This window comes from Nucisporomicrobium flavum (assembly GCF_016464385.1).
In the GTDB taxonomy this organism is placed as follows: Bacteria; Actinomycetota; Actinomycetes; order Mycobacteriales; family Micromonosporaceae; genus Actinoplanes; species Actinoplanes flavus_A.
In genome coordinates this window covers 40045-65957 of sequence record NZ_JADMLH010000015.1, presented here as the reverse complement: position 1 = coordinate 65957, position 25913 = coordinate 40045, and the positions used below count along the sequence as shown (strand labels likewise).

At 72.2% G+C, this 25913-nt stretch carries 24 protein-coding genes and 1 riboswitch; of the genes, 6 read left to right on the top strand and 18 right to left on the bottom strand.

Going from position 1 to position 25913, the window contains the following annotated elements; genetic code table 11:
• Window positions 1–104: 104 nt before the first annotated feature.
• The gene (locus IT780_RS29710) at window positions 105–524 is read right to left on the bottom strand and encodes a helix-turn-helix domain-containing protein (RefSeq protein WP_199515109.1); all 420 of its coding nucleotides are present in this window, start codon (window positions 522–524) and stop codon (window positions 105–107) included.
• 736 nt (window positions 525–1260) lie between these two features.
• On the opposite strand from IT780_RS29710, the gene IT780_RS29705 reads away from it, so the two are divergent.
• Window positions 1261–2415 (top strand): cytochrome P450, encoded by a 1155-nt coding sequence (locus IT780_RS29705; protein WP_233413749.1) that lies wholly within the window; start codon window positions 1261–1263, stop codon window positions 2413–2415.
• Between the two features lie 779 nt (window positions 2416–3194).
• Here the strand turns inward: IT780_RS29705 and def are convergent.
• The 3 genes from def to IT780_RS29690 form a co-directional block, all read right to left on the bottom strand.
• Window positions 3195–3731: a peptide deformylase gene (gene def, locus IT780_RS29700; protein ID WP_199515107.1), complete on the bottom strand. Its 537-nt coding sequence runs from the start codon at window positions 3729–3731 to the stop codon at window positions 3195–3197.
• Between the two features lie 9 nt (window positions 3732–3740).
• A complete protein-coding gene (locus IT780_RS29695; protein WP_199515106.1) occupies window positions 3741–4523 on the bottom strand; it encodes a sulfite exporter TauE/SafE family protein in 783 nt (260 codons plus the stop codon).
• Window positions 4524–4777: 254 nt separating this feature from the next.
• Window positions 4778–5902: a M48 family metallopeptidase gene (locus IT780_RS29690; RefSeq protein WP_199515105.1), complete on the bottom strand. Its 1125-nt coding sequence runs from the start codon at window positions 5900–5902 to the stop codon at window positions 4778–4780.
• A gap of 215 nt (window positions 5903–6117) precedes the next feature.
• Here IT780_RS29690 and IT780_RS29685 point away from each other — a divergent pair, with 215 nt between their 5' ends.
• Together IT780_RS29685 and IT780_RS29680 are read left to right on the top strand one after the other, a co-directional pair.
• Window positions 6118–7116, top strand: coding sequence for a Gfo/Idh/MocA family protein (locus tag IT780_RS29685; protein WP_199515104.1), 999 nt, complete (start codon window positions 6118–6120; stop codon window positions 7114–7116).
• Complete coding sequence (locus IT780_RS29680; RefSeq protein WP_199515103.1) at window positions 7113–7943, top strand: TIM barrel protein; 831 nt, start codon at window positions 7113–7115, stop codon at window positions 7941–7943. Before IT780_RS29685 ends, IT780_RS29680 begins: the two co-directional genes overlap by 4 nt.
• On the opposite strand, the gene IT780_RS29675 is transcribed toward IT780_RS29680, so the two are convergent.
• The 4 genes from IT780_RS29675 to IT780_RS29660 all read right to left on the bottom strand — a co-directional run bounded on the left by IT780_RS29675 (window position 7936) and on the right by IT780_RS29660 (window position 11067).
• Window positions 7936–8433: a pyridoxamine 5'-phosphate oxidase family protein gene (locus IT780_RS29675; RefSeq protein ID WP_199515102.1), complete on the bottom strand. Its 498-nt coding sequence runs from the start codon at window positions 8431–8433 to the stop codon at window positions 7936–7938. The two genes, IT780_RS29680 and IT780_RS29675, sit on opposite strands and share 8 nt — an antisense overlap.
• Window positions 8434–8444: 11 nt before the next feature.
• The gene (locus tag IT780_RS29670; RefSeq protein ID WP_199515101.1) at window positions 8445–9623 is read right to left on the bottom strand and encodes an RNA polymerase sigma factor; all 1179 of its coding nucleotides are present in this window, start codon (window positions 9621–9623) and stop codon (window positions 8445–8447) included.
• Complete coding sequence (locus IT780_RS29665) at window positions 9623–9952, bottom strand: YciI family protein (RefSeq protein ID WP_199515100.1); 330 nt, start codon at window positions 9950–9952, stop codon at window positions 9623–9625. Before IT780_RS29665 ends, IT780_RS29670 begins: the two co-directional genes overlap by 1 nt.
• A gap of 77 nt (window positions 9953–10029) precedes the next feature.
• A complete protein-coding gene (locus IT780_RS29660; protein ID WP_307831454.1) occupies window positions 10030–11067 on the bottom strand; it encodes a LacI family DNA-binding transcriptional regulator in 1038 nt (345 codons plus the stop codon).
• Between the two features lie 73 nt (window positions 11068–11140).
• On the opposite strand from IT780_RS29660, the gene IT780_RS29655 reads away from it, so the two are divergent.
• Both IT780_RS29655 and ahcY read left to right on the top strand, forming a co-directional pair.
• Window positions 11141–12265, top strand: a complete 1125-nt coding sequence (locus tag IT780_RS29655) for a phytanoyl-CoA dioxygenase family protein (protein WP_199515099.1) — start codon at window positions 11141–11143, stop codon at window positions 12263–12265.
• A gap of 60 nt (window positions 12266–12325) precedes the next feature.
• Window positions 12326–12406: riboswitch (S-adenosyl-L-homocysteine riboswitch) on the top strand.
• 17 nt (window positions 12407–12423) lie between these two features.
• The gene (gene ahcY / locus IT780_RS29650; RefSeq protein ID WP_199515098.1) at window positions 12424–13884 is read left to right on the top strand and encodes an adenosylhomocysteinase; all 1461 of its coding nucleotides are present in this window, start codon (window positions 12424–12426) and stop codon (window positions 13882–13884) included.
• 21 nt (window positions 13885–13905) lie between these two features.
• On the opposite strand, the gene IT780_RS29645 is transcribed toward ahcY, so the two are convergent.
• Window positions 13906–14724 carry an alpha/beta hydrolase fold domain-containing protein gene (locus IT780_RS29645; protein ID WP_199515097.1) on the bottom strand — a complete coding sequence of 273 codons (819 nt, stop codon included), beginning with the start codon at window positions 14722–14724 and terminating at the stop codon, window positions 13906–13908.
• 10 nt (window positions 14725–14734) lie between these two features.
• The gene (locus tag IT780_RS29640) at window positions 14735–17224 is read right to left on the bottom strand and encodes a beta-glucosidase (protein WP_199515096.1); all 2490 of its coding nucleotides are present in this window, start codon (window positions 17222–17224) and stop codon (window positions 14735–14737) included.
• A gap of 93 nt (window positions 17225–17317) precedes the next feature.
• Here IT780_RS29640 and IT780_RS29635 point away from each other — a divergent pair, with 93 nt between their 5' ends.
• The gene (locus tag IT780_RS29635) at window positions 17318–18958 is read left to right on the top strand and encodes a Na+/H+ antiporter (RefSeq protein WP_307831453.1); all 1641 of its coding nucleotides are present in this window, start codon (window positions 17318–17320) and stop codon (window positions 18956–18958) included.
• 12 nt (window positions 18959–18970) lie between these two features.
• Here IT780_RS29635 and IT780_RS29630 read toward each other — a convergent pair whose 3' ends face one another.
• The 8 genes from IT780_RS29630 to IT780_RS29595 all read right to left on the bottom strand — a co-directional run bounded on the left by IT780_RS29630 (window position 18971) and on the right by IT780_RS29595 (window position 25912).
• Complete coding sequence (locus tag IT780_RS29630) at window positions 18971–20569, bottom strand: ABC transporter permease (protein ID WP_199515095.1); 1599 nt, start codon at window positions 20567–20569, stop codon at window positions 18971–18973.
• Window positions 20566–21462 (bottom strand): ABC transporter ATP-binding protein, encoded by an 897-nt coding sequence (locus tag IT780_RS29625; protein ID WP_199515094.1) that lies wholly within the window; start codon window positions 21460–21462, stop codon window positions 20566–20568. The genes IT780_RS29630 and IT780_RS29625 overlap by 4 nt, the downstream gene beginning before the upstream one ends.
• A complete protein-coding gene (locus IT780_RS42850; RefSeq protein WP_199515093.1) occupies window positions 21462–22091 on the bottom strand; it encodes a TetR/AcrR family transcriptional regulator in 630 nt (209 codons plus the stop codon). Before IT780_RS42850 ends, IT780_RS29625 begins: the two co-directional genes overlap by 1 nt.
• A 12-nt stretch (window positions 22092–22103) precedes the next feature.
• Window positions 22104–22742, bottom strand: coding sequence for an aspartate/glutamate racemase family protein (locus tag IT780_RS29615; RefSeq protein WP_199515092.1), 639 nt, complete (start codon window positions 22740–22742; stop codon window positions 22104–22106).
• Between the two features lie 20 nt (window positions 22743–22762).
• The gene (locus IT780_RS29610) at window positions 22763–23098 is read right to left on the bottom strand and encodes an STAS domain-containing protein (RefSeq protein ID WP_199515091.1); all 336 of its coding nucleotides are present in this window, start codon (window positions 23096–23098) and stop codon (window positions 22763–22765) included.
• 101 nt (window positions 23099–23199) lie between these two features.
• Window positions 23200–23769: a LutC/YkgG family protein gene (locus IT780_RS29605; RefSeq protein ID WP_199515090.1), complete on the bottom strand. Its 570-nt coding sequence runs from the start codon at window positions 23767–23769 to the stop codon at window positions 23200–23202.
• Window positions 23766–25181 (bottom strand): LutB/LldF family L-lactate oxidation iron-sulfur protein, encoded by a 1416-nt coding sequence (locus IT780_RS29600; protein ID WP_199515089.1) that lies wholly within the window; start codon window positions 25179–25181, stop codon window positions 23766–23768. Before IT780_RS29600 ends, IT780_RS29605 begins: the two co-directional genes overlap by 4 nt.
• Window positions 25178–25912, bottom strand: coding sequence for a (Fe-S)-binding protein (locus tag IT780_RS29595; RefSeq protein WP_199515245.1), 735 nt, complete (start codon window positions 25910–25912; stop codon window positions 25178–25180). Before IT780_RS29595 ends, IT780_RS29600 begins: the two co-directional genes overlap by 4 nt.
• Window position 25913: the final 1 nt, after the last annotated feature.

The following is a 25913-nucleotide window of genomic DNA, read 5'->3' as shown; positions in this document are numbered from 1 at the left end:
TGCTGGAGGGCAAGTGACCAGCCTGGACCCTGTGGCGGCGTGACGCGCCTTCAGAAACCAAGCCAGCCCACGCGAGCTCGGCACCAACGCGGCCCGGCACCCGCTCAGTCGTCCCCTTTGGCCCGGTCGCGTTCCAGTTCCCAGACCTTGCGTACCAACTCACCTATCGTGTTTCTGCTGCTGGGGGACACATCTGCCGCCCGCAGCGCGATCTCTGTGACCTGGGCGTCTCTCAGCGTACGGAGCAGGGCCAGTTGGTCGTCGATCTTTCGAGCTTCGCCGTCGTCGAGGAAGTAGGCGACCGGTACGCCGAAGAACGTTGCCAGGCCCTTCAGATGCTGGATCGTCGGGTTGTCGCGGCGGCCCGTACGGAGCTGCCAGATGTACGTGTGGGAGATCTGGATGCCCTGGTCGGCTCGGATGGCTTCGGCCACGGCCATGTAGCTGAACTCCCCCTGACCGGGGGGCCGGACCTGTTTGAAGAGGCGATCGAGCTTGTCGGCGATGGAGAACTCGCGGGGCATGCCTTTCCCCTCCTCGCCGGGACCACGACGACGTGGTGCGACTTGTTGGCCGCGTGGTCGGCAGGCGGGGCGGCCCGATTCCGGGCGGGCCTTTCAGGACCACGAGTGCCAGCGGCGCGGTGCGGATCACACGGCTGCCGAACAGCTGATCAGCGGCCGAGCAACTACGCGATCAATCAATAACAACCCGACAAATCGGCATCCAAGGAACCGACATGTCGAGCATCCTGCAACGAACTGCGGAACAACCGAGCAACAAACAACCCGGCAGCAGACTGCCGAGCAACCGAGCAGCAACTGCCCCGGCATCCGAGCCACCTGTCCGGGCAACCCGAGCACCCGAACAACCCGAGCACCCGAACAACCCGAGCACCCGAACAACTCAAGCACCGAACAACCCGAGCACCGAACAACCCGAGCGCCGAACAACCCGGGCACCGGACGACCAACCAACCCGACGGTCAGTCAACCGAGCACCGCACCACCCCGCAACCCAGCTGCCAGGCGTGCGGATCGTACCGACGAAATCGGCCGTCGCATCGACGTCCATGAGCAACCGTACGGCTGCACATCCCCCGATGCTGGACGTCGCGAACGACCGTAAACTCAGATTGATAACACTTCGGCCGAGCGTAAACCATGGACGTACGTCGCTCAACCCGCCGGTAGGATCGGCGCCATGACGGACATCGTGGAGAGTGCTGAGGTATCGACGCTGCTCGACGAGTTGACGCGGATGGAGGGGCGCGAGGATCCGTACCCTCGGTATCGCCGGTTGCGGGAGATCTCTCCGCTGGTCCGCGCCGACGACGGCGCGCTGGTTGTCACCCGGCATGCCGATTGCGTTGCGGTGACGCGCGATCCGCGGCTGGGGCACATGCCCTCGCACATGATCGATTTCGTCAGCCCGGGGTGGCGGGATCATCCGGCGCTGCGGCAGCTGTTCACCAGCATTCTCACGATGAATCCGCCGGATCACACGCGCCTGCGCCGCCTGATCAGTTCGTCCTTCACCGCGCGTCGGGTGCAGGCGTTGCGGCCGCGGATCGCCGAGATGGTCGGTGACCTGCTCGTACGGATGAGCGGCGAGGTCGATTTCATCGAGGCGTTCGCGTTCCCGCTGCCGGTGAATGTCATCGGCGAGCTGCTGGGCGTTCCCGAGCCGGACCGCGCCCAGTTCCAGGGGCTGGTCCGCGACTGGACGCAGGTGCTGGAGATCATCACGCCGGAGGTGCTGGCGACGGCCGACCCGGCGGCCACGACGATCCGCGAGTATCTGAGCGGGCTGGCCGCCGAGCGGCGGCGCAAGCCGGCCGATGACCTGATCAGCGCGCTGGTCCTGGCCGAGGAGGACGGCGACAAGCTCACCGACGACGAGCTGCTGACGATGGCCGGGCTGCTGTTCGCCGCCGGGTTCGAGACCACCACGAACCTGCTCGGCAACGGCCTGGTCGCGCTGCTGCGCAACCCCGATCAGCTCGCGCTGCTGCGCAAGGACTCCGGTCTCGCGCCGGGCGCGGTCGAGGAACTTCTCCGGTACGACAGCCCGGTGCAACTGCTCAGCCGGGTGGCCTGGGACGACGTCGAGATCGCGGGCGTACGCATCTCCGGCGGCGAACGCATCGTGGCGTACCTCGGGGCGGGCAACCGCGATCCGGAGCGGTTCCCGGACCCGGACCGGCTCGACCTGACCCGCTCAGACAACGCACCGCTGTCGTTCGGTGGGGGCATCCACTACTGCGTGGGGGCGCCGCTGGCCCGGCTCGAGGCGCAGATCGCGCTGCCCGCGTTGGTCACCCATTTCCCGGAGCTGGCGTTCGTCGGCGAACCGGAGCAGCGGGACAGCCTCGCGATCCGCGGCTATACGAAGATCCCGATCAGCGCCGCCTGACGAGCAGGCGCCGCCGGACGAGCAAGCGGGCCGGACGAGCAAGCGGGCCGGACGAGCAAGCACGGCCAGACGAGCACGCACGGCCAGACGAGCACGCACGGCCAGACGAGCACGCACGGCCAGACGAGCACGCGCGGCCAGACAAGGGCGAAGCTCAGGTGAGCGATTGCGGCCGAGGAGAACGGAGTCGGAAAGCTGAGATGGCCGGCCGTGTCCGGGAAGAGCCGTGAAGGGTCGGCGCTGACCCAGAAAGCCAAGCGAGCCGAGACCGAGCGAGCCGAGACGGAGTGAGCCGAGACGGAGTGAGCCGAGACGGAGTGAGCCGACACGGAGCGAGCCGAGACCGATCGGGCAGGGAAAGAGAGCGACTGGGCCGGGAAGAGACCGACCGAGCCGGAAAATAAGAGCGCCGCTGCGAATTCCACGGGGGAAGAACTCGCAACGGCGTCGAGACAAAGAGTATCGACCGGCGCGGTTGTTGTCCATCCGTACCGGCGATCATCGTGGGGCGCCGAACTACCGATGCGTGCCCCGCCGGTCGGGGTCGGCGTCGCCCCGATCAGCACACCGGACACCCTGGTCAGCAAGATGGCCGCGCCGGTCAGCCGACGGCCGCACCGCACCCCACGGCATGCCAAGCCGCCGGTCAGGAGAAGGCTCACCGCACGTCAAGCCGCCGGTCAGCGCAAGCCCGCACGGCACGGCGGAGCCGCCGGTCAGCGCAAGCCCGCACGGCACGGCGGAGCCGCCGGTCAAATGCCGGCTGAGGCCGCCGGCGTCTACTCAGCGACCCCCACGCCCGGCGCCTCCGCGCTCTGTGCGAGGAGCTTCTTTCGCTGCTTGGTGGGCAGCTTGTCGACGTACAGCAGCCCGTCCAGGTGGTCGGTCTCGTGTTGCAGGCAGCGCGCCAGGAGGCCTGTGCCTTCGATGCGGATCGGTTCGCCGTGCATGTCGACGCCCGTCACGGAGGCGGTTGCCGGGCGGCCGATGTCGGCTCGTACTCCCGGGACCGAGAGGCAGCCTTCGCTGTCCACGTCGAGGCCGCGGTTGTCCGGGAGGTGCAGCACCGGGTTGACCACGTGCGCCACGACGTGCGTACCCGTCTCGTCGGGGCAGTCGACCACGAAGACGCGGGCGTCGACGCCGATCTGGTTGGCGGCCAGGCCGACCCCGTCGGCCGCCGCCATGCTGGCGAACATGTCCGCGACGAGCTGCTGCAACGTCTCGTCGAACACCGTCACGTCCGCGCAGCGGCGGTGGAGCACGGGGTTGCCGTAGCGGGTGATCGGTCGTGGGGTTCCGGCCCGGGTCTGCACGCGCCCATCCTAATTTGCGACCGTGAGGGCGACATACAGCCCGGCGACGGCGATCGCCATGCCGCCGAGCAGCAGCCGCAGGCCCTTCTCCGGCATCCGCGGTTGCAGGTGCGCGCCGAGGTAGCCGCCGATCAGGCCGCCGAGGCCGCACGACAGCCCGACCACCCAGTGCGGCGCGATCTCGCCGCCCTCACCCAGCGCGAGGACGGCGTAGGCGCCGGCGCCCGCGACGGAGGTGACGAACGTGGAGGCGAGCGCGGCCGGTGCGACCGTCGCGACCGGCATGCCGCGGCCGACCAGGATCGGGCCGAGGATCGAGCCGCCGCCGATGCCGTAGATGCCGCCGACCACCCCGACTGCCAGGGACATGCCGGTCACGCTGCGCGAGGAGGGCGCCGGCTTGGGGCGGGTCTTTCTTGCGGGTTTGAGCGTACGGGCACAGAGCCACGCCCCCAGCGGAAGCAGCAACGCGGCCACGATGATCCGGAAGGCGCGCGGGCCGGGGACGGCGTACACGCGGATGATCGCACCGACGACCACGCCGGGCAGGGTGCCGGTGAGCATGAGCCGGGTCAGCGGACCGGTGAGCGCCCCGCGGCGGCCGTACCGGAGCAGCGCGCCCGGGCCGGAGACGACGTTGAACAGCAGGTTCGTCGGGGTGACCGCCGGGTTGGGCACGGACAGCATGCTCAGTTGGACGGGCAGGAGGAAGACGGCCCCGGAGACGCCGACCGGCGTGGTGAGGACGGCGATGAGCAGCCCGGCCGCGAACCCGATGACGACCTCGACCATCGGCCCAGTCTCCCGGACGCCCAGGAGAGGCCGCCGGGCACCTCACCGGCCCGGCCGGCGGAAAGCCGCCGGCACGCCACCGGACCAGGCAGCGGAAAAGGCCGCCGGGCCAGGCAGCGGGAAAGCCGCCGGGCCGAGGCAGCGGGAAAGCCGTCGGGCCGAGGCAGCGGGAAAGCCGCCGGGCCGAGGCAGCGGAAAGGCCGGCGGGGCGTCGCCGGCCCGGGGCTGGGAGGCCGGTGACGCCCCGACCGGGGTCAGGCGGTGGGCGGGGTGTCGCCGGCCGGGCCCGGTTCGTCGGCCGGGCGGGTGGCGCGGCGGGCGGCCCGGCCCGCGGCGTCGGCCGCCGTGCCGGCCCAGTTGCGGGCCTTGCCGGCCTGGGTGCCGGCCCAGTCGCCGAGGTCCGCCGCGCCGCCGGTCACCCGGCGGGCCAGGGAGATCAGCGGGTCCTGGGAATTCTCGAACGTCTCGCGGTAGTGCGAGGCCGCGGCCTTGACGTCGCCGGTGACCGAGGCGTTGCCGTCGCCGTCGCGGCGGTCGTAGTCGCCGCCGAGGATGCGGGCGTAGTCGCCGGAGTCGACCCATTTGCGCAGCTCGGCGGCGCGGGCGACGGGTACGGGGTGGCTGCTCCACGCGGTCATGCCGATCTTGTGGATGCTGTCGCGCAGGTCGCCGCCGCCCTCGTAGTCCGCGGCCTGCTCGAGGAACGCCGCCGTGTCGATCTGGCTGAGGTCGCCACCGCCGGCCATCTTCATCAGCAGGCGGATGGAGGCAGCCGGGTCCTGGCCGGCGAGCAGGCCCGCGCGGTCGGCCGACAGTTCCGCCTTGCGCCACCATTCGTACATCGCCACGATGATGGCCCGCAGTGCGAGCGCGCCGATCGGGATCCAGCTGACGTTGGTGGCCCAGCGGGTCAGGATCATCATGATCGTCTTGTAGACGGCGTGGCCGCTGCGGACGTGCCCGATCTCGTGGCCGAGCAGCGCGCGCAGTTCGTCGTCGTCGAGCTTCTCGACCGCCGCCGTGGTGATCACGATGAACGGCCGGTCCATGCCGATCGCGCGGCCGTGGATGATCGGGTCCTGGGTGACGTACAGGTCCGGCAGCTCGGCCACGTCGAGGGTGGCAGCCGCCTCGGTGAAGCGCTGGTAGACGCGGGGGTACTGGCGGTGGTCGACGCGGATCGAGCCGGCCAGGTACTGCAGGCGGAACCCACGCTCGTTCCACATGCCGAAGAACGCCTTCACCACGTCGTCGAAGCCACGCAGCTCGCGCAGGGCGGTGAGCGCGCCACGGTCGGCGGGGTGCTCCCAGGCGCGGGAACTGATCCCGGTCAGCGTGACCCGCTGCCGCGCGGGCCGATTGTCGTCGTCGATGGTCATGGCGGTCCTTCCGGTCGACGCCTCCGCGAGGCTTCTGCAGGACACCGAGCTTGGCCGTCCGGGGCGGGTCCGCGCATCGGCTCGGAGCCGGATCTCCCCCGGTCCCCCTGCGACTTTCGGCCGACCCGTACAGGACGGACAAATCCTCAAGCTGAGGTGTTTTTGATGGCCGGCAGCGGTTGTGACGGCCTTCGCGGCGCTCGCATCCTCGAGGGGTGCGCATCGGACTGATCGGGTTGGGACGGATCGGCGCGTTCCACGCCGGGACGCTCAGCTCGCTGCCGGGCGTCGAGCTGGTCGTGTGCGATGCGCTGCCCGCGGTCACGGAACGGGTCGCCGCGACGGTCGGCGCCGAGGCCGCCGCGACCCCCGCCGAGCTGCTGCGCCGCGACCTCGACGGCGTGGTCGTCGCAGCCGCCACCGACGCGCATCCTCAGCTGATCCTCGCGGCGGTCGAGTCGGGGCTGCCCGTGTTCTGCGAGAAGCCGGTGGCCCGGGGCGCCGCCGAGGCCGAGGAGGTGCTGCGGCACTGCGCCGGTGCCGTGGTGCAGATCGGGTACAACCGGCGGTTCGATCCCGGCTTCGTCGCGGCGCGGGCGGCGGTGCGCGCCGGGGAGCTGGGCCGGCTGCACACCGTACGGTCGACGACGCTGGATCCGGCCCCGCCGCCCGCCGCCTACCTCGCCGCCTCCGGCGGCATCTTCCGCGACTGCAGCGTGCACGACTTCGACATCATCCGGTTCGTGACCGGCCGCGAGGTGGTCGAGGTGTACGCGACCGGCAGCGCCCGGGGCGACGACGTGTTCGCGCGGACCGGCGACGCCGCCACGACGGCCGCCGTGCTCACCCTCGACGACGAGACGATCGCGGTCGTGTCGAACACCCGCTACAACGGCCGGGGGTACGACGTACGCCTGGAGCTGCACGGCACCGCCGACAGCGTCGCGGTGGGGCTGGAGGACCGCCTGCCGCTGCGCTCGGTCGAGCCGGGGGTGTCGTTCCCGGCCGGGCCACCGCACGACTTCTTCATGGACCGTTTCGCGTCGGCGTACCGGCGGGAGCTGACCGCGTTCACCGAGGTCGTGGCCGGTACGCGGGAGAGCCCGTGCACGGTCGCGGACGCGGTGGAGGCGGGCTGGATCGCCGAGGCGTGCACCCTGTCACTGCGCGAGCACCGGCCGGTACGGATGACCGACGTGAGGAGTGCCGCATGAAGATCGCCGGAGCGCCCATCTCCTGGGGTGTCTGCGAGGTGCCGGGCTGGGGACACCAGCTGCCGGCCGACCGGGTGTTGCGGGAGATGCGCGAGGTCGGGCTGACCGCGACCGAGTTCGGCCCGGACGGCTTTCTGCCCTCCGACGACATCCTGCGGCAGATCGGGCTGACCGCGGTGGGCGGGTTCGTCCCGGTGGTGCTGCACGAGGGCGAGCCGGTCGTGGACCTGGACCGGTTCGTGGCGGCGGGCGCGGACACGGTGGTGCTCGCCGCGGCCACCGGACGGGACGGGTACGACGACCGCCCCGACCTCGGCGACGACGGCTGGAAGCGGGTGCTGGCGAACCTCGACCGCATCGCCGGAGCCGCCCGCGCGAGGGGCCTGACCGCCGTCCTGCACCCGCACGTCGGCACGATGGTCGAGACGCCGGAGGACGTCGACCGGGTGCTCGACGGCTCGCAGGTGGCGCTGTGCCTGGACACCGGCCACCTGCTGATCGGCGGTACGGACCCGGTCGAGCTGGCGGAGCGGGCCGGCGAGCGCATCGCGCACGTGCACGCGAAGGACGTCGACGCCGCGCTGGCCGCGAAGGTCCGCGCCGGGCGGCTCACGTACACCGGGGCGGTCGCGGCGGGCATGTACCGGCCCATCGGCGACGGTGACGTGGACTTCGCCCGGGTCGCCGCGGCGCTGCGCCGGCACGGCTACGACGGCTGGTGGGTCCTCGAGCAGGACACGATCCTCACCGGCGAGCCGGTGGGCGAGGGGCCGGTCGCGGACGTACGCCGCAGCGCCGAACGGCTCCGGGCGATCCTCGCTAGCTGAACCGGTAGCGGGTCTGGGTGTACGGGCTCTTGCCGAAGGACAGCACCTTCGCGGGCGCCACCCCGAACACCCAGCCGGTGCGCCCGTCGGGGTCCCGGAACGCGTCCGAGCCGACCTCGTAGTCCCAGTCCAGCTTCGACTTCCACAGGCCGGCGAGCGCGGTGAGCCGGTGCCGGTCGGTCACGCGGACGGCGGTGCCCTCGACGATGACGTCGACGCCCTCGCGCAGCCGGTTGACCCCGGTGGTGAGCACGACCGCCGGGTTGCGGACGAGGTTCGCCGACTTCTGCTCCTGGTCACCCGTGCAGAAGTGCAGGACGCCCTCCCACCAGACGGCGGGCAGCGGGGTCACGTGCGGGCGGCCGTCCGGGCGTACGGTCGACAGCCAGAACATCTCCGAATCCTCGAGCAGCCGTTCGATCTTCGCCCAGGGCACCGCCGCGGTGCCCGGCTCGCTGAAATCCCCGTTGAGTTCGGCGGTCGGTTCCATACTCGTTCTCCTCAGGACAGTTCCTCGGCGCGGGCCAGCAGGGCCCGCTGCTCAGCGTAGGAGTGGGCGACCGAGGCGGCCCGCTCGAAAAGTGCGACGGCCCGCTCCCGGTCGCCGGCCCGGGCGGTGAGCTCGGCCTCGGCGGCCACCGCCAGCGGATAGTCGTCGAGGCCACCGCCCTCCCGGGCCGCCGCGAGCAGCGCCAGCCCGTCCGCCGGCCCGTACGCGTACCCGTGCGCGACGGCCCGGTTGAGCTGGACGACCGGCGACGGCAAGCGCTCGGCGAGCCGGTCGTAGAGGCCGGCGATCCGGGGCCAGTCGGTGGTGTCGGCGGCGTGGCAGGCGGCGATGCGGGCCTGCAGCGCGTACGGGCCGTCGGTCGCCGGCAGGATCCGCAACGCCTCGGCGATCGCGTCGTGGTCCCAGCGGGCGCGGTCCTGCCGGTCCAGCGTGAGCAGGTTGCCCTCGTCGTCGCGGCGCGCGTCCCGGCGCGAGTGCTGGAGCAGGAAGAGGGCCAGCAGCGCCGCCACCTCCGGCTCGCCGGGCATGAGCGCCGTGAGCAACCGGGCCAGCCGGATGGCCTCGGCCGCGAACGCCGGCTCGCCGTCGCTGTCGTACCCGCGGGTGAAGAGCAGGTACAGCACGGCCAGCACCCCGGGCAGCCGCTCGGCCAGCGCCGCGCCCGACGGCACCCGGTACGGGATCCGCGCCTGCGCGATCTTCGCCTTGGCCCTGGTCAGCCGCCGGGTCATCGTCGACTCGGTGACCAGGAACGCGCGCGCGATGTCCGCGGTCGGTACGCCGGCGACCGTCCGCAGGGTCAACGCCACCCGGGCCTCCAGCGCGAGCGCGGGGTGGCAGCAGGTGAAGATCAGCCGCAGCCGGTCGTCCGACGCGGTCGCCGGCTCCGGGGCCGGATCGCTGAGCACGGCAAGCTCCGCCAGCTTGCGGCGTTCGACGGTCGCGCGCCGCAGCACGTCTATCGCGCGGTTGCGCGCCACCGTCATCAGCCAGCCGCCGGGGTTGTCCGGAACGCCGTCGGACGGCCAGCGTTCGAGCGCGACCGTGACCGCTTCCTGGGCACAGTCCTCGGCGAGGTCCCAGTCGCCGGTGATCCGGATCAGCGCGGCCACGATCCGGCCGTGGCTGTCCGCCAAGGCCTCGGCAACGACGGCCCGGACCGGCTCCATCAGGCGCCGGGGAAGGGCCGCAGCTCGATCCGGCCGCGCCACGCCATCGGGTGGGCACGGACCACCTCGATGGCCTCGTCCAGGTCGGCGCACTCCAGGATGTCGTAGCCCACGATGACCTCCTTGGTCTCCGCGAAGGGGCCGTCGGAGAGCAGCAGCTGCCCGCCGCGGACCCGGACCGTCGTGGCGGCCGACGGCGGGGCGAGCTGGTCACCCTCGAGGCGCCGGCCGGCCGCGTCGTTCTCGGCGACCCACTTGTCGACGTCGGGCACCAGCGAGTCGTCGGTCTCGGGCTCGGTGTCGGTGCAGACGAACATCATGTACTTCATCTCGGGCTCCTCTGTGTCGGTGTTGCCCCAGTGACGAACGGCGGTGGCGCGACCGGACAGGTTCGCGGAAAAAGATCTCAGAATTCTGCCGGCGGGGCGTTGTGGGGCGTGATCACCTGGATCGCCGACGGGTTGGACCGTACCGGACCGGGCAGCGCGCCCCGGGCCTGCATGATCACGTGACAGGCGCGGCGCAGGTCCTGCCGCAGGTCGTGGTGGAGCACCGCGGAGAGGCGGCGCTGCCGCAGCAGGGCGGTGTTCTCGCCGTCCAGGTCGTGCGCGACGAAGACGTCGTAGCGGCGGCCGGCCCGCTCGAAGGCGTCGATCACGGCCGCGTTGCCGCCGGCGCCCGCGTACATCGAGTAGACGGCGCGGACGGCCGGGTTGCCGCCGAGCACCTCACGGGTTCCGATGTGGACGGCGTCGGCGCGGTCCTCCTCGTCGACGACCTCGAGCAGCCGCCGCCCCACGGCCCGGGCACGCATCTCGGCGCGGAAACCCATCTCCCGCTCGTCCTCGCCGCGGAACGAGCCGTGCCCGCGAACCACCAGGACGTCGCCGGCGCGCTCGGCGAGCCACTCCTGCACCAGGTAGGCGGCGGTCGCTCCGGCGGCCCGGTTGTCGATGCCGACGTACGCGGCCCGCGCGCTGGTCGGCAGGTCGGTCACGAGCGTCACCACCGGTACGCCCTGCCGTGCCAGCCGGGCGACGGCGGCGACGATCTCCGGGACGTCGGGGGCCTTGAGGATCACCCCGTGCGACTTGGCCCGCCCCACCTTGTCCAGTACCGCGAGGAGATCGCCCGCTCCGGCGCTGTCGAGGAAGTGGAACCGCGATCGGATCACCGCCGGCCGCAGCCCCGGCAGTTCGGCCTCGAGCGCGGCGCGGACGCCGGCCGAGAACCGCGCGGGCGCCTGCACGACGACGTCGATCATGAACGTCCGGCCGCCGAGGCGCAGCTGCGACTGCTGCCGGTCGAGATCCGCGATCGCCTGCTCGACCTCGCGGACCGTGCTCGCCCGGACCCCGCCGCGCCGGTGCAGCACCCGGTCCACAGTGGCCGGGCTGAGGCCGGACTGGGCGGCGATCTCGCGGATGCGGTACGGGTGCTTCACGCCGTACACGATGAGGGGTTTTTGAGGTCCTTTCAAGGGTCTTTGATGGCCTTTCAGCCCCTAGCCTGACGACATGACGACCTGGTTCTCGGCGGCGGACTGCCGCCTCGCGGACTTCCGGACCCTGGTGGAGCAGCCGACGGACGCGGCCGCATATCCGCTGGCCACCGGCGTCGAGCACAACGTGCTGAGCTACGACCGGACGATCCTGACGGCCGACCGGCGGGCCGCGGCGGCCGAGCTGGCCCGGGCGCTGATGGACGGCCCCGGCATCGTGGTGTTCCGGGGCGCCTTCGCGGCGGAGGTGGTGGACCGCGCCACGGCCGTGTTCGCCGCGATGATCGAGGAGCAGAAGGCGGCGGGGGTGGCCGGCGGCGACCACTTCGCGAAGCCGGGGGCGAACGACCGGGTATGGGGCGCGCTGGACAAGTTTGCGCTGCGTGACCCGGCGGCCTTCGCGGCGTACTACGACAACGACCTGCTGGCGCTGGTCTGCGAGGCCTGGCTCGGCACCGGATATCAGGTCACCTCGCAGGTCAACGTGGTGAACCCGGGCGGGCAGGCGCAGGTCGCCCACCGCGACTACCACCTCGGCTTCATGTCGCGGGAGCAGGCGGAACGCTACCCGGCGCACATCCACGCGCTCTCCCCCGTGCTCACGCTGCAGGGGGCGGTCGCGCACGTCGACATGCCGGTGGAGACCGGTCCCACCCTGTACCTGCCGCACTCGCAGAAGTACCCGGCCGGGTACGTGGCCTTCCACCGGCCGGAGTTCACCGCGTACTTCGAGGAGAACCACGTCCAGCTGCCGCTGGCGAAGGGTGACGCCGCCTTCTTCAACCCGGCGCTGTTCCACGGGGCCGGCACGAACCGCAGTGCGGACGTCAGGCGCATGGCCAACCTGCTGCAGGTCTCGTCGGCCTTCGGACGCGCCATGGAAACCGTCGACCGTACGGCGATGTGCCGCGCGCTGTACCCCGTCCTGCGGGCGTACCCGGGTTCCGTGGCCAACGTCGTGGCCGCCTGCGCCGAGGGGTACGCGTTCCCCACCAACCTCGACCGTGACCAGCCCATCGGCGGTCGCGCCCCGCAGACCCAGGCGGAGTTGATGCACCGGGCGCTCGCCGAGCAGTGGGATACGTCACAGCTCGAAAAGGCCCTCCACGACCAGCGCGAACGGCGAGCCGCCGCGGGCTGACGGTTCCCGATCTTGCAAAGTCGGCGCTATGGTGGTTGGGCGCCCGAAGCGGCGCTGCCCCTGGCCGAGAGGCGCTGCGACGGACCTGCTGGTCCGCCACGCTCGGCCCGCGGGCCACTGTCGAAAGGGCGCCTCCTGAAGAGGGGGTGCCCTTCTCCATGTCACCACGACTCCAGCAGCTCAACGGCATCGACTTCGCCGTGGCCGACCTCTCGCTGGCCGCCTTCGGCCGGCACCAGATGCGTCTCGCCGAGCACGAGATGCCCGGCCTGATGTCCATCCGTGAGGAGTTCCGCGAGGCCCAGCCGCTCCGCGGTGCCCGCATCGCCGGCTCGCTGCACATGACGATCCAGACGGCCGTGCTGATCGAGACCCTGGTCGCGCTCGGCGCGCAGGTCCGCTGGGTCTCCTGCAACATCTTCTCGACCCAGGACGAGGCCGCCGCGGCGATCGTCGTCGGCCCCGAGGGCACGGTCGAGGCCCCCTCCGGCACGCCGGTCTTCGCCTGGAAGGGCGAGACGCTGGAGGAGTACTGGTGGTGCACCGAGCAGCTGTTCGACTTCGGCGACGGCCTCGGCCCCAACATGATCCTCGACGACGGCGGTGACGCCACCCTGCTCGTGCACAAGGGCGCCGAGTTCGAGAAGGCCGGCGCGGTCCCCGCGACCACCGCCGAGGACGCCCACGAGTACACGATCATCCTCGACACGCTGCGCCGCAGCCTCGAGTCGGACCCGCAGCGGTTCACCAAGGTCGCCGCCGAGATCCGCGGCGTCACCGAGGAGACCACCACCGGCGTGGCGCGGCTCTACAAGTTCGCCAAGACCGGCGAGCTGCTCTTCCCGGCGATCAACGTCAACGACTCGGTCACCAAGAGCAAGTTCGACAACAAGTACGGCATCCGCCACTCGCTGGTCGACGGCCTCAACCGGGCCACCGACGTGATGCTCGGCGGCAAGCTCGCCGTGGTCTGCGGCTACGGCGACGTCGGCAAGGGCTCCGCCGAGACGCTGCGCGGCCAGGGTGCCCGCGTCGTCGTCACCGAGGTGGACCCGATCTGCGCGCTGCAGGCGGCGATGGACGGCATGCAGGTCGTGCGGCTCGAGGACGTGGTCTCCGAGGCCGACATCTTCATCACCACGACCGGTGGCACCGACATCATCACGGTCGAGCACATGGCCGCGATGAAGCACAACGCGATCGTCGGCAACGTCGGCCACTTCGACGACGAGATCGACATGGCCGGCCTGGCCAAGGTCCCCGGCATCGAGAAGGTCGAGGTCAAGCCGCAGGTCCACGAGTGGCGCTTCCCGGACGGGCACGCGATCCTCGTGCTCTCCGAGGGCCGGCTCATGAACCTCGGCAACGCCACGGGTCACCCCAGCTTCGTGATGAGCAATTCCTTCACCAACCAGGTGATGGCGCAGATCGAGCTGTGGACCAAGCCCGACGAGTACGACAAGCAGGTCTACGTGCTGCCGAAGCACCTCGACGAGAAGGTCGCCCGGCTGCACCTCGACGCGCTCGGCGTCCGGCTCACCGAGCTCACCAAGAAGCAGGCGGAGTACCTGGGCGTGGCGGTCGAGGGGCCGTACAAGCCCGACCACTACCGCTACTGATCGAACCCCTGGGGCCGCGTCCTACCGGGCGCGGCCCCACCGGGCGATCCTGTCGAGAAGGCTGCGCCCCAGCGCGTTGCCCGGCTCCAGGATCGCGATCTGGAAGACGTGCGGCATCCCCTCGTAGACGTCGACCTCGACCTTCGTACCGGCGACGGACGCCTTCTCCGCGAAGCGCAGCGTGTCGTCCCGCAGCGCCTCCGCCCCGCCGACCACCATCACCAGCGGCGGCAGGCCCGAGAGGTCGCCGTACAGCGGGGACTGCGGCGCCCGATCGCCCGGGGCATCGCCGAGATACTGCCCGATCAGGCGGGTCAGCAGCTCCCGCGTGACCGGATCCTCCGGCGAGTCGTCCACCGACGCCCCCGTGATGGCGAGGTCGGTGACCGCCGACCAGGTCAGCACGCCGGCCGGGAGCTCCTCGCCGGCGTCCCTCAGCCGCAGCAGCATCGAGAGCGTGAGCGCGGCCCCGGACGACTCGGCCAGCACGAGGATCCGCTGCGGCGGCACCCCGCCGTCCACCAGCCCGCGGTACGCCGCCAGCACGTCCTCGAGCGGCTCCGGGTACGTGTGGGCCGGGGCGAGGCGGTGATGCGCCACGAGCACGGGGCGGCCGGTGGCGCGGGAGAACTCGTACGCGGCCCGGTTCATCAGCGGCGGGTTGCGATGCTCGAAGCCACCGCCGTGCACGTACATGAGGTGTCCGGCCTCGTCGGAGGCCTCGGCGCGGACCGTCACGCCCCACGGCACGGGCACCGGCTCGACCGGGATCTCGAACGACAGGCCGGCGAAGCCGGGAACGGTGGCGCCGTCCGGCACCGGGAGCACGGTGAGGTCCATGCCGTGGTGTCTACCGGCCGCCTGTGGCCCCGGCAACCGGATTCGGCGGCAGCGACACCTGGCCGGTGAGCCGCAGATCGCGCGAGGACGAGCCCACCGAGATCCGGTACGCGCCCCCGGCCGTCACCCACCTGCCGGCCCAGTGCTGGAAGCTCCGCGCGTCCAGCGTGGTGGTGACCCGGCGGGACTCGCCCGGTCCGAGCGTCACCCGGTCGAAGCCGCGCAGGTTGTTCGGCGGTTCCCCGGTGGCAGCGGGCTGGCCGACGTACACCTGGGCGATCTCGGCTCCGGCCCGGGCGCCGGTGTTGGTGATCGTGTACGAGACCGGCACCGAGCCGTCCGGGCGGGGCGCGCCGACGGCCAGGTCCGCGTACCGGAACGTCGTGTACGACAGCCCGTGGCCGAACGGGAACAGCGGGGCCACGTTCCGCGCGTCGTACCAGCGATAGCCGACTTGCAGCCCCTCGGAGTACTCGCCGCCGGGCCAGCGCTGCGGCGCCGCCGCCGGCACGTCGGCCAGCGAGCGGGGGAATGTGACCGGGAGCTTGCCGGAGAAGGTGACGTCGCCGTAGAGCAGGGCGGCGAGCGCGTGGCCGTACTCCTGGCCGGGATACCAGGCCTGGATCACCGAGCGCACCGAGTCCACCCACGGCAGGGCGACCGCGGAACCGGTGTTGACCACCACGACCGTGTTGCGGTTGGCGGCGGCCACGTCCCGTACCAGGCGGTCCTGGTCGGCGGAGAGGCTGATGTCCTTGAGGTCGGCGCCCTCGGTCCCGTCCTTGCCGACCACGACCACGGCCAGATCGGCGCGGGCGGCGGCCGCCACGGCGTCGTCGTGCAGCCGCTGCCCGGGCCGGGTCCAGCCGAACGCCACGACGGCGTTGCCGGTGAACTGCGCGTGTTCGATCTCCACCGGCACCGGCCTGCCCGCGGTGAGCGTGACCGTGCCGGTCCGGGTGCGCCGGCGCGTCTCGGACCAGCCGTTGTCCACGACCGTACGCCCGCCGATCCGCAGCCGGCCGCCGTCGCTGCTGGTCAGCGAGAACGTGTAAGCGCCGGTGGCGGGCGGGGTCAGGGTGCCGGTCCAGCGCGCCGACCAGTTCTCCTTGATCCCGATGCCGGCGTTCCCGTGGTGCCAGAACTCGTCGAGCGTCGCGTCGGTGCGGGTGGCGACCGGGGGGCCGGCCATTGTCGTACCGGCGAAGAACTCGCCTCGCAGGCCGCCGCCGAGCACGTCCGCCTCGACCGGAGGCAGCGCGCCGTCCGCCCGGACGGTGCCGGGCTGGTAGGTCACCTCGGCGCCGGCGCCTGCCCGATCCTTGATCCCCCGGTACGGCGAGACGACATCCAACGGGATCACCCGGGCGCTGCCGCCGCCCTGGCTCACCACGCTCGCGCCGCCCCCGTTGCCGAGCACGGCGACCGACCGTACGCCCGGGCTGACCGGCAGCAGGGCGCCCTCGTTCTTCAGCAGCACGCTGCCCTGCTCGGCCACCCGGCGGGCGACCCGGGCGTGCGCGTCGTTCGTCACCACCGCGCTCAGGTCGCCGGTCTGCTCACGGTCGAACAGGCCGCGCCGGAACATCGCCGTGAGGATGCGGCGTACGTGCTCGTCGACGTCGACCTTCCCGGCCTTGGCCGCCGCGGTGAGCGGGGCGCCGAAGTACCGGCTGTCGGGCATCTCCATGTCGAGGCCGTTGGTCGCGGCCCGGACCGTCGAGTGGGTGCCGCCCCAGTCCGAGGTGACGAAGCCGGAGAACCCCAGCTCGTCGCGGAGGATGCGCTGCAGCAGGTCGCCGTTCTCGCAGGCGTACGTGCCGTTGACCGGGTTGTAGCCGCACATGACCGAGTCGGCGCCGGCCGCGATCGACGCCTCGAACGCGGGTAGGTAGATCTCACGCAGGGTCCGCTCGTCGATCCGCGCGTTGCTGCCCGGCGTGTTGCGGGCGGTCTCCTGGTTGTAGACCGCGAAGTGCTTGACCTGCGCCATCGGCCCCTCGGCACGGATGCCACCGATCTCCGCCGCCGCGGACCGCCCGGCCAGGTACGGGTCCTCCCCCAGCGACTCGAACGCCCGGCCCCAGCGCGGGTCCCGGACGATGTTCACGGTGGGTGCGAGGGCCACGTTCGTACCCTTGCCCCACTGCTCGGCGCCGATGACCCGGCCGTACTCCCTCAGCAGCGCGGGATCCCAGGCGGCCGCGGCGGCGACCGGCGCGGGCAGCTGGGTGACGCCGGTGGTGTCGTTGCCCACGCCCGCCGGGCCGTCCTGCAGGTGCAGCGCCGGGATGCCCAGCCGCGGGTTGCCGTCCACGCAGCCGATGTAGCCGCACTCCGCCCCGCCGTGCATCATCGTCAGCTTCTCGGCGAGCGTCATGCGCGACAGCAGCGCCTCGGCCCGGTACTCGGGCGTGGAGGTCCGCTCCCGGCCGCCGGTCCCGGCCAGCACCGCGCAGAGCAGCAGGCCCAGCACCCCGGCCGTACGCGCCACCCGCATGGACCCTCCCCGCCTCGCGTGACCCCGCGCAGCCTAGCCGCGGCCACCCCGGCCATGATCGCGAGATCATCCGCCGTCCGGGAGAATGGGACGGTGCATATCGAGGCGACACTGTTGTTCGTACTGGCGGGAATCGCGGTCATCGTCGCCGCGCGTTGGTTCGGCGACCGGACCGGTATACCCGCGGCCGCGGTGCTCACCGTGCTCGGTATCGCGTACGCCGTCCTGCCCGGCCCCAACATCGAGCTCGAACCGGAGCTCGTGCTGACCCTCGTGCTGCCGCCGCTGCTCTTCTCGGCCGCGCTCGACTCGTCGCTGCTGGACATCCGCCACAACCTGCGCACCGTGGTCAGCCTGTCGGTCGTGCTGGTGCTGCTCACCGCGCTGCTGATCGGCGTCGGCTTCCACTTCTTCGTGGCCGGGGCGACGCTCGCCGCCGGGGTCGCGCTCGGCGCCGCGGTGGCCCCGCCGGACCCGGTCGCCGCGCTGTCGGTCGGCAAGAAGGTCGGGCTGCCCCGCAACATCGTGACGCTGGTGCAGGGCGAGGGCCTGCTCAACGACGCGACCGCGCTGACCCTGCTCAGCGTGGCCGTGTCCGCCGCCGTGGGCGGGACGTTCTCGTTCTCCGCGGCCGTGGGCGAGTTCGTCATCTCCGCGACGGGCGGCGTGATCGGCGGCATCGTGGTCGCGTACGCCGTCCGCTCCACCCGCCCGCTCGCACAGGACCCGATCATCGCGAACGCCATCTCGCTGGCCACCCCGTTCGTGGCGTACCTGCTGGCGGAGCGGGTGCACGTCTCGGGCGTGCTCGCCGTGGTCGTCGCGGGGCTCATCGTCGGGCACGACACCCCACGGCTCGGCTCGGGCGCGAGCCGGCTGCAGGTCAGCGCGGTGTGGCGGCTCGTCGACTTCGTGCTCGAGGGGCTGGTGTTCCTCCTGATCGGCCAGCAGCTCCCCCGGGTCATCGAGGGGCTGTCCGAGTTCAGCACCTCGACGATCGTCATCGCCGTGGCCGTGTCGGTCGGCGTGGTGCTGGTGCTGCGCCCGCTGTTCCTGATCGTCACGCAGAGCCTGCCGCGCTGGATGCACTCCCGGCTGGGCGGCGAGCCGGACGCCGCCGACGCGAACCGCCGCCTCAACGGCCGGGAGATCACGGCGCTGAGCTGGTCGGGGACCCGCGGCGTCATCACCCTCGCCGCGGTCTTCACCATCCCGGCGCGTACCAAGGAGGGCAACCCGTTCCCCGACCTGGACCTGCTGCTGTTCTGCGCGTTCGTGGTCGTGCTGGTCACCCTCGTCGGCCAGGGCGTCACCTTCGGCCCGCTGGTGCGCAGGCTGGGCCTGAAGGCCGACGAGGCGGACCGGATCCGGCTGCGCAACGAGGCCCGCTCGGCCGCCGTGCAGGCCGCCATGGACCGGCTCGACGAGATCAAGCACCAGCGCCACGACCACGTGGAGGACCAGGCGATCGAGACGATGCGCCGGCAGCTCGGCCACCGCCTCGAGCGCTACCGCCGCCGGCTGGACCTGCTCGACCAGGCGGACTCCGACGAGGTCCCGGTGTCCCCGCAGTACGAGGCGGCGCTGCGGGTGCGCCGCTCGGTGATCGACGCCCAGCGCGACGAACTGCTGCGCTGGCGGGACGTGGGCCGGCTCTCCGACGAGGGACTGCGGGTTCTCGAACGGGAGCTGGACCACGAGGAACGGCTCCTCCCCGACCGCTCGGCCTCCTGACCGCCCGCGCGGTCAGACGACCGGCACGTCGCGGCGGCGGAAGCCGGCGAGCCCGGCCGCCCCCAGCGCCACCGCCACCAGCGTCAACGCTACGAGCGGCGTCGCGGTGGCGTCGCTGCCGGGCACGCGGGGCACGTGGGTGAACGGCGAGACGTCGAGCACCCACTGGTCGAGCTGCAGTGCCGCCCCGACGATCAGCAGGAGGAAGCAGGCCGCCACCACGCCCCACGCGGCCGGCGCCTGCCGCGGCAGCAGGCCGAAGAGCAGGACGGTCAGCGCGGCCAGCACCCACACCGCGGGCACCTGGGCCAGCGCGCCGCCGAGCGCGCCCCGGAACGTGCCCGGCACGTCGTCCAGGCTCGTCCCGGCGATCAGGCCGGAGACCGCGCCGGCGGCGGCGAGCGCGAGGGCCGGCCCGGCGAAGGCGAACACCAGGTGGCTGCCGATCCAGCGCAGCCGGGTGGTCGCCGTGGCCAGTACCAGCTCGGTGTGACCGGTGCCCTCCTCGTCGCGCAGCCGCAGGGTGGCCTGCACGGCGTACGCGGCCGCGACGAGCCCGAGCATGCCGCTGGTCGCGACGAAGAAGTTGTCCACCGCGCCGGACGCGCCGCCCATCCGGGCGAAGACCTCGGCCATGTCCGCGTTGTCGTCGGTCAGCTCGGCCACGCTCTGCGCCACGCCGCCGAAGACCAGGCCGAGCGCGGCGAAGCCGGCGACCCAGCCGAACAGCAGCCCGCGATGCAGCCGCCAGGCCAGCGTGAACGGGCTGCCCAGGCCGGGCGCCGCGGATGCCGGGCCGGGCCTCGGAGCGAGCAGGCCGGCGCCCACGTCGCGGCGGGCGGCCAGGGCGGCCGCACCGGCGATCAGTAACCCGGTGAGGGCGACGGCCAGCAACCCGGGCCACCACCGGTCCGCACCGTACGGGAACATGCGCTGCACCCACCCGATCGGCGACAGCCACGCCAGCCAGCCGAGCGTGCCGCTGCCCGTGTCGCTCACGTCGCCGGCGAGGCGCAGCACGTACGCGACGCCGAGCGCGATGACGGAGATCGAGCGGGCCGTCCGGGCGCCACCGGCCAGTTGCGCCGCGACCGCGCCGACCCCGGTGAACATCCACCCGGCGAGGCCGAACTCGGCGGCCAGCGCGACGGAACCGGCGACCGGCAGGCCCTGCGCGATCATGAGGGAGGCGAGGATCAGGGCGAGCACCACGTTCGCGCCGAGCGTGGCGATCACCGCCGCCGCCAGGCCCGCGTGCCGGCCCACGACGCCGGAGCCGATCAGCTCGGTGCGGCCCGCCTCCTCCTCCGTACGCGTGTGCCGTATGACCGTGAGCAGGCTGAACAGCGCGATCATCACCGGGATGAAGCCGCCGCGCCAGGCGACCAGCTCGCCGAGGCTGCTGCCGTGCAGCGGCCCGTACAGTCCGACGAAGCCCGCGTTGCCGGTGCTGACCCGCGCGTACTCGAGACGGTCCGCCGCGGTCGGGAACAGGCTATCGAAGGACGACACGTAGAGCGCCGGTACGCACCCGAGCACCACGGCCCACAGCGGCAGCAGCACCCGGTCGCGCCGCAGGATCAGGCGGATGAGCTGCCAGGTGCCGGTCATTCCGACGGCTCCTTGCGGTATTGGCGCAGGAACAGCTCCTCGAGCGTCGGCGGATGGCTCGTGAGGCTGCGCACCCCGACGCCGACCAGCGTGCGCAGCGCGGGTTCGAGAGCGTCGGTGTCGACGTCGAAGGTGACGCTGTGGTTCTCGGCGCGCAGGCCGTGGACGCCCGGCATGGTGGCGAGCCCGTCGACCGGGCCGGCGAGCTCCGCCTGGATCGTCGTGCGGGTGAGGTGGCGCAGGTCGGTCAGGGTGCCGCTCTCGACCGTACGGCCCTCGCGGATGATCGTGACCCGGTCGCAGAGCGCCTCGACCTCGCTGAGGACGTGGCTGGAGAGCAGCACCGTACGGTCACCGCGCCGGCTCTCCTCCCGGACGACGTCGCGGAACGCCGCCTCCATCAGCGGGTCCAGCCCGGAGGTCGGCTCGTCGAGGATCAGCAGCTCCACATCGGACGCCAGCGCCGCGACGAGCGCCACCTTCTGCCGGTTGCCCTTGGAATACGTCCGGGCCTTCTTGCGCGGGTCCAGGTCGAAGCGCTCGAGCAGGTCGGCGCGGCGCTTCTCGTCGAGCCCGCCGCGCAGCCGGCCGAGCAGGTCGATGACCTCGCCGCCGGAGAGGTTGGGCCAGAGCGTGACGTCGCCCGGCACGTACGCGAGCCGCCGGTGCAGCGCGGTCGCGTCGGACCACGGGTCCCCGCCGAGCAGCCGGGCCGTCCCGGCGTCCGGGCGGATCAGCCCGAGCAGGACCCGGATCGTCGTGGTCTTCCCGGCGCCGTTGGGTCCCAGGAAGCCGTGCACCTCGCCGGTGCCCACGGTCAGGTCGAGACCCTGCAGGGCGTGGGTACGCCCGAAGCTCTTCGTGAGCCCCGCAACGCTGATCGCCTCGGTCATCATGACTCCTCAGGGGTACTCATGAGCCGGTCAAGGGCGGCGTACGCCTGCTCGGCCTGCTCGGACGAGAGCAGCGGCTGCGCGAAGATCTCGACGGCCGCCCGGAGCATGCGCAGATGCCCGTGGGGTTGCCGGGTGTCCTCACCGATCGCCGCCGATATCTGGTCGCGCATCATGAACATGCCCATCTGCAGCGCGCAGAGGACCGCCGCGTACGCCCGCGGGTCGGCGGACTTGACCGTGGCCTTCTCGTACCACTGCTCGGCCTCCCCGACCATGCGCTGGAACAGGTTGGCGCCGCTCGGCGAACCGTCCAGCGTGGACCGGATGAGGTAGCTCTGCAGCCGCAGTGGGGCCGCGCGGATCGCGTCGTAGATCAGGCGCCCGTCGGACGAGCCCCCCTCGATGTACGGGGCCCGGATCCGCGCGATCTCGGCCATCGCGTACTCGTCGCAGGCGTCGCGCAGCCCTTCCTTGGAGCCGAAGTGGTGGCGCAGCAGCCCGGACGACACCCCGGCGGCCTGGGCGATGTCGCGGATGGTGGCGCCGCCGATGCCCCGTTCGGCGAAAAGTTCGATCGCGGCGTCCCGGATGCGGGCGCGAGCGGTCAGGTCCCCCGTACTACTCACGCGTGCAGATTACTACACAACCGTGTAGTCCTCCAGGGTTCGACGGACGGCGATACGTGGGCTGCACAACACCGGCCGGCCCAGGTCCGCCAGCAGGCCCTCGGCTCCCGCCATGCTGGCCTGCGCGAGCACCACGACGTCGACGTCGAGGGTGCGGGCGTGCTCGGCCACGCGGCGGGCGTACCCGTCGAGGTCGCCCGCCTCGAACAGCGGCCAGGCGTCGAGGCACGGCGCCTCGACGATCTCGGTCCCGGGCCTGGCGCAGGAGGCCAGCAGCTCGCACGTGGGGCCGAGCGTGGAGGCCGTGCTGGCGACCACCCCGATCCGGGCGCCGGCCGCGACGGCCGCCTCCGCCATGGGCCGGTCCACCCGCAGCACCGGTACGCCCACCGCCGCGCCCATCCGCTCGGCATGCCCGCCCAGCGTGGAGCACGTGCACACGATGACGTCCGGGCCTTGGGCGGCCACCTCCCGCAGGCGTTCCAGGAGGCGATGCTCGACGTCGCTGTCGACTCCACGCACGCGGGCATCCGCGAGCAGGCTCTCGTCGACGACGTGGACGTCCGCGCAGCCGGGGCCCAGCTCCCGGAGCAGGCCGCGGAAGGTGCCGACGTGCACCTCGGCGGTGTGCAGAAAACCGATGATCGTCATCGGCCCAGCCTGCCCCAGGCTCAGGCGCAGAAGATCTCGGACAGGCCGGTGATGTCGAAGACCCGCCGGATGTGCGGCGGAACGTTGACGACCACCAGGGCGCAGCTCGGTCTCCGGTGCTGGACCAGCGCGTTGATGCCGGACGAGTCCAGGAAGGTGACCTTCGTGAGGTCCACCTCGACCCGGCTCCGGCCGGGCACGGCGTCGGCCAGCGCGTCGGCGAACACCGGAGCCGTGGCCTGGTCGATCTCACCGGCGCAGCAGAGGCACGCATAGTCGTCGGTGGCCTGCACCAGGCCGACGGTCAGCAGCTGCTCCGGCACGGTGAGCGGTTCGCGGGTCAGACGGTCTGCCATCGGGACCTCCACGATGAGGATCGATGGCCAGCCTAGTCGCCGCAATGGCCGGGCGACAGCATCGCGGAACGGATAGTCACGATCGTGGCACGCTGCGCTGATCAGCGTTCGGTGAGGATCACGTGCAGGCGCCGCGGGCCGTGCACCCCCTCGACCCGGTTGAGCTCGATGTCGCTGGTCGCGGAGGGCCCGCTGATCCAGGTCAGCGGGCGGCGCGGGTCCAGCCGCGCGATCGCGTCCGGCACGGCCGCGACGACCTGGTCCGGGCGGACGACGCAGATGTGCAGGTCCGGCAGGAGCGAGATGACCCGCCGCCCCTGGTCGGGCGAGCCGTCGAGGACGATCGTGCCGGTCTCGGCGATCGCGACGGTGGCAGCGGTGAGCACCGCGTCGGCGTCGTGCTCGTCCTCGACCGTCGCCATTCCCGGCGGCAGCCACGCCGGGTCCAGGCCCGGCGGCACGACGAGCCGGCCGGGCTCGAGCGAGGCGACGATCCCGGCGACGTCCGAGCCGCGGTGCACCACGGCTTTGTAGTCCACGAGCCGGTCGACGAGCCGCTCGACGTCTGCGCACTGCGTGCCGGCTCGGCGGTAGGTCCGCGGCACGTCCGGCGCCGCGGTGTCACCCAGCGCCGCGCGGATCCGGCCCAGGATCAGGTCCTTGCTGCTCATCGCCCGGCCCACCAGTCGCGGAAGGTCTCCGGAGGCGGCTGCGGGAGGTCCCGGCTCGCCGTCCAGCCGTTCAGGGGTCGCGGCAGGCGTCTGGCGTGGCGGCTGAGCTTGGCTGCGTGCTGGGCGCGGGCGTACAGGGCCGGGTGGTCCATCGTGTACGCCGCCGCGGCCATCGCGATCCGCTCGGTGCGCGGGTGCGGCGCCTCGTTGCGCAGGTGCACGAGGATCGAGGGAATATCGATCTTCACGGGGCAGGCGTCGAAGCAGGCGCCGCAGAGCGAGGACGCGTACGGCAGCGACGCGTTGTCGGCCACCCCGGTGAGCTGCGGGGAGAGCACCGCGCCGATCGGTCCGGGGTAGACCGACCCGTACGCGTGCCCGCCGGTCCGCTCGTAGACCGGGCAGACGTTGAGGCACGCGGAGCAGCGGATGCAGTGCAGCGCCTGACGTCCCACCTCGTCGGCGAGCACCGCGGTGCGCCCGTTGTCGAGCAGCACCAGATGGAACTCCTGCGGGCCGTCGCCCGGCGTCACCCCCGTCCACATCGACGTGTACGGGTTCATCCGCTCCCCGGTCGACGCCCGCGGCAGCAGCTGGAGGAACACCTCGAGGTCGCGCCACGTGGGCACCACCTTCTCGATGCCCATCACGGTGATCAGGGTGTCGGGCAGCGTGAGGCACATCCGCCCGTTGCCCTCGGACTCCAGCACGGCGAGCGTCCCCGTCTCGGCGACCGCGAAGTTTGCGCCCGAGACCGCCACCTTGGTGCTCAGGAACGTCTCCCGGAGGTAGCGCCGCGCCGCCGCCGCGAGGGTGGCCGGGTCGTCGGTGAGCGCCGGGTCGACGCCGGGCATCTCGCGCAGGAAGATGTCGCGGATCTCCGTACGGTTGCGGTGGATGGCCGGCACCAGGATGTGGCTGGGCTTGTCATGGCCGAGCTGCACGATGAGCTCGGCCAGGTCCGTCTCGACGGGGGCGATCCCGGCCGCCTCGAGCGCCTCGTTGAGGCCGATCTCCTGGGTGGCCATCGACTTGACTTTGATGACCCGGCGGTGCCCGGTGGCTTCGACCAGGCCGGTGACGATCCGGTTGGCCTCGGTGGCGTCGGCCGCCCAGTGCACCACGCCGCCGGCCGCGGTGACGTTCTCCTCCAGCCGTTCCAGCAGCTCGGGCAGGCGTGCCATGGTCGCGGCCTTGAGCGCGGACCCCGCCGACCGCAGCTCCTGCCAGTCGGGCAGCTCCGCGATGACCGCGCCGGACTTGCCGCGGATCGTGGTGGTGGCGTGGGCGAGGTTCCGGCGCAACTGCTCGTTGCCGAGCGCCTTGCGGGCCGCGTCAGGGAAAGACTCGTCGCCGCGCAGGTGACCCACGCCGCGGGGCGCGGTCGTGGGCATCCCCAGGAAAGTGCTCATGACGCCTCCGACGCTGCGAGAATCTCCGCGAGGTGGACCGTACGCACGTCCGAGCCGAGCCGGGAGAGCCCGCCGCCGATGTGCATCAGGCAGGAGGCGTCACCGGCGGTGCACATCTGCGCCCCGGTTTCGAGCACGTGGCGCATCTTGTCGCCCAGCATCGCCGCCGAGGTGTCCGCGTTCTTGAGCGCGAACGTGCCGCCGAACCCGCAGCACTGCTCGGCCGCGGGCAGCTCGACGAGCTCCAGGCCGCGGACGTGGCGCAGCAGCCGCAGCGGCTTGTCACCGACCCGGATCATCCGCAGCGAGTGGCAGGTCGGGTGGTACGTGACCCGGTGCGGGTAGGACGCCCCCACGTCCTCGACCCCGAGCACGTCGACGAGCAGCTCGGACAGCTCGTACGTGCGGCCGGCGACGTCTTCGGCGCGGGCGGCCAGCGACAGGTCACCCGCGTTCCTGGCGACCATCGCGTGCTGGTGGCGAACCGATCCGACGCACGAGCCCGAGGGCGCGACGATCACGTCGTACGGCGCGAAGGTGCGCACGTGGCGGCGTACCAGGGGAAACGCGTCCTTCTGATAGCCGGTGTTGATGTGCATCTGCCCGCAGCAGGTCTGGCCCGGCGGGAAGACCACCTCGTGGCCCAGCCGCTCCAGCAGCGTGACCGTCGCCTTGGCCGCCGCCGGGAACATGGTGTCCGCCAGGCACGTCACGAACAGCGCGATCCGCACA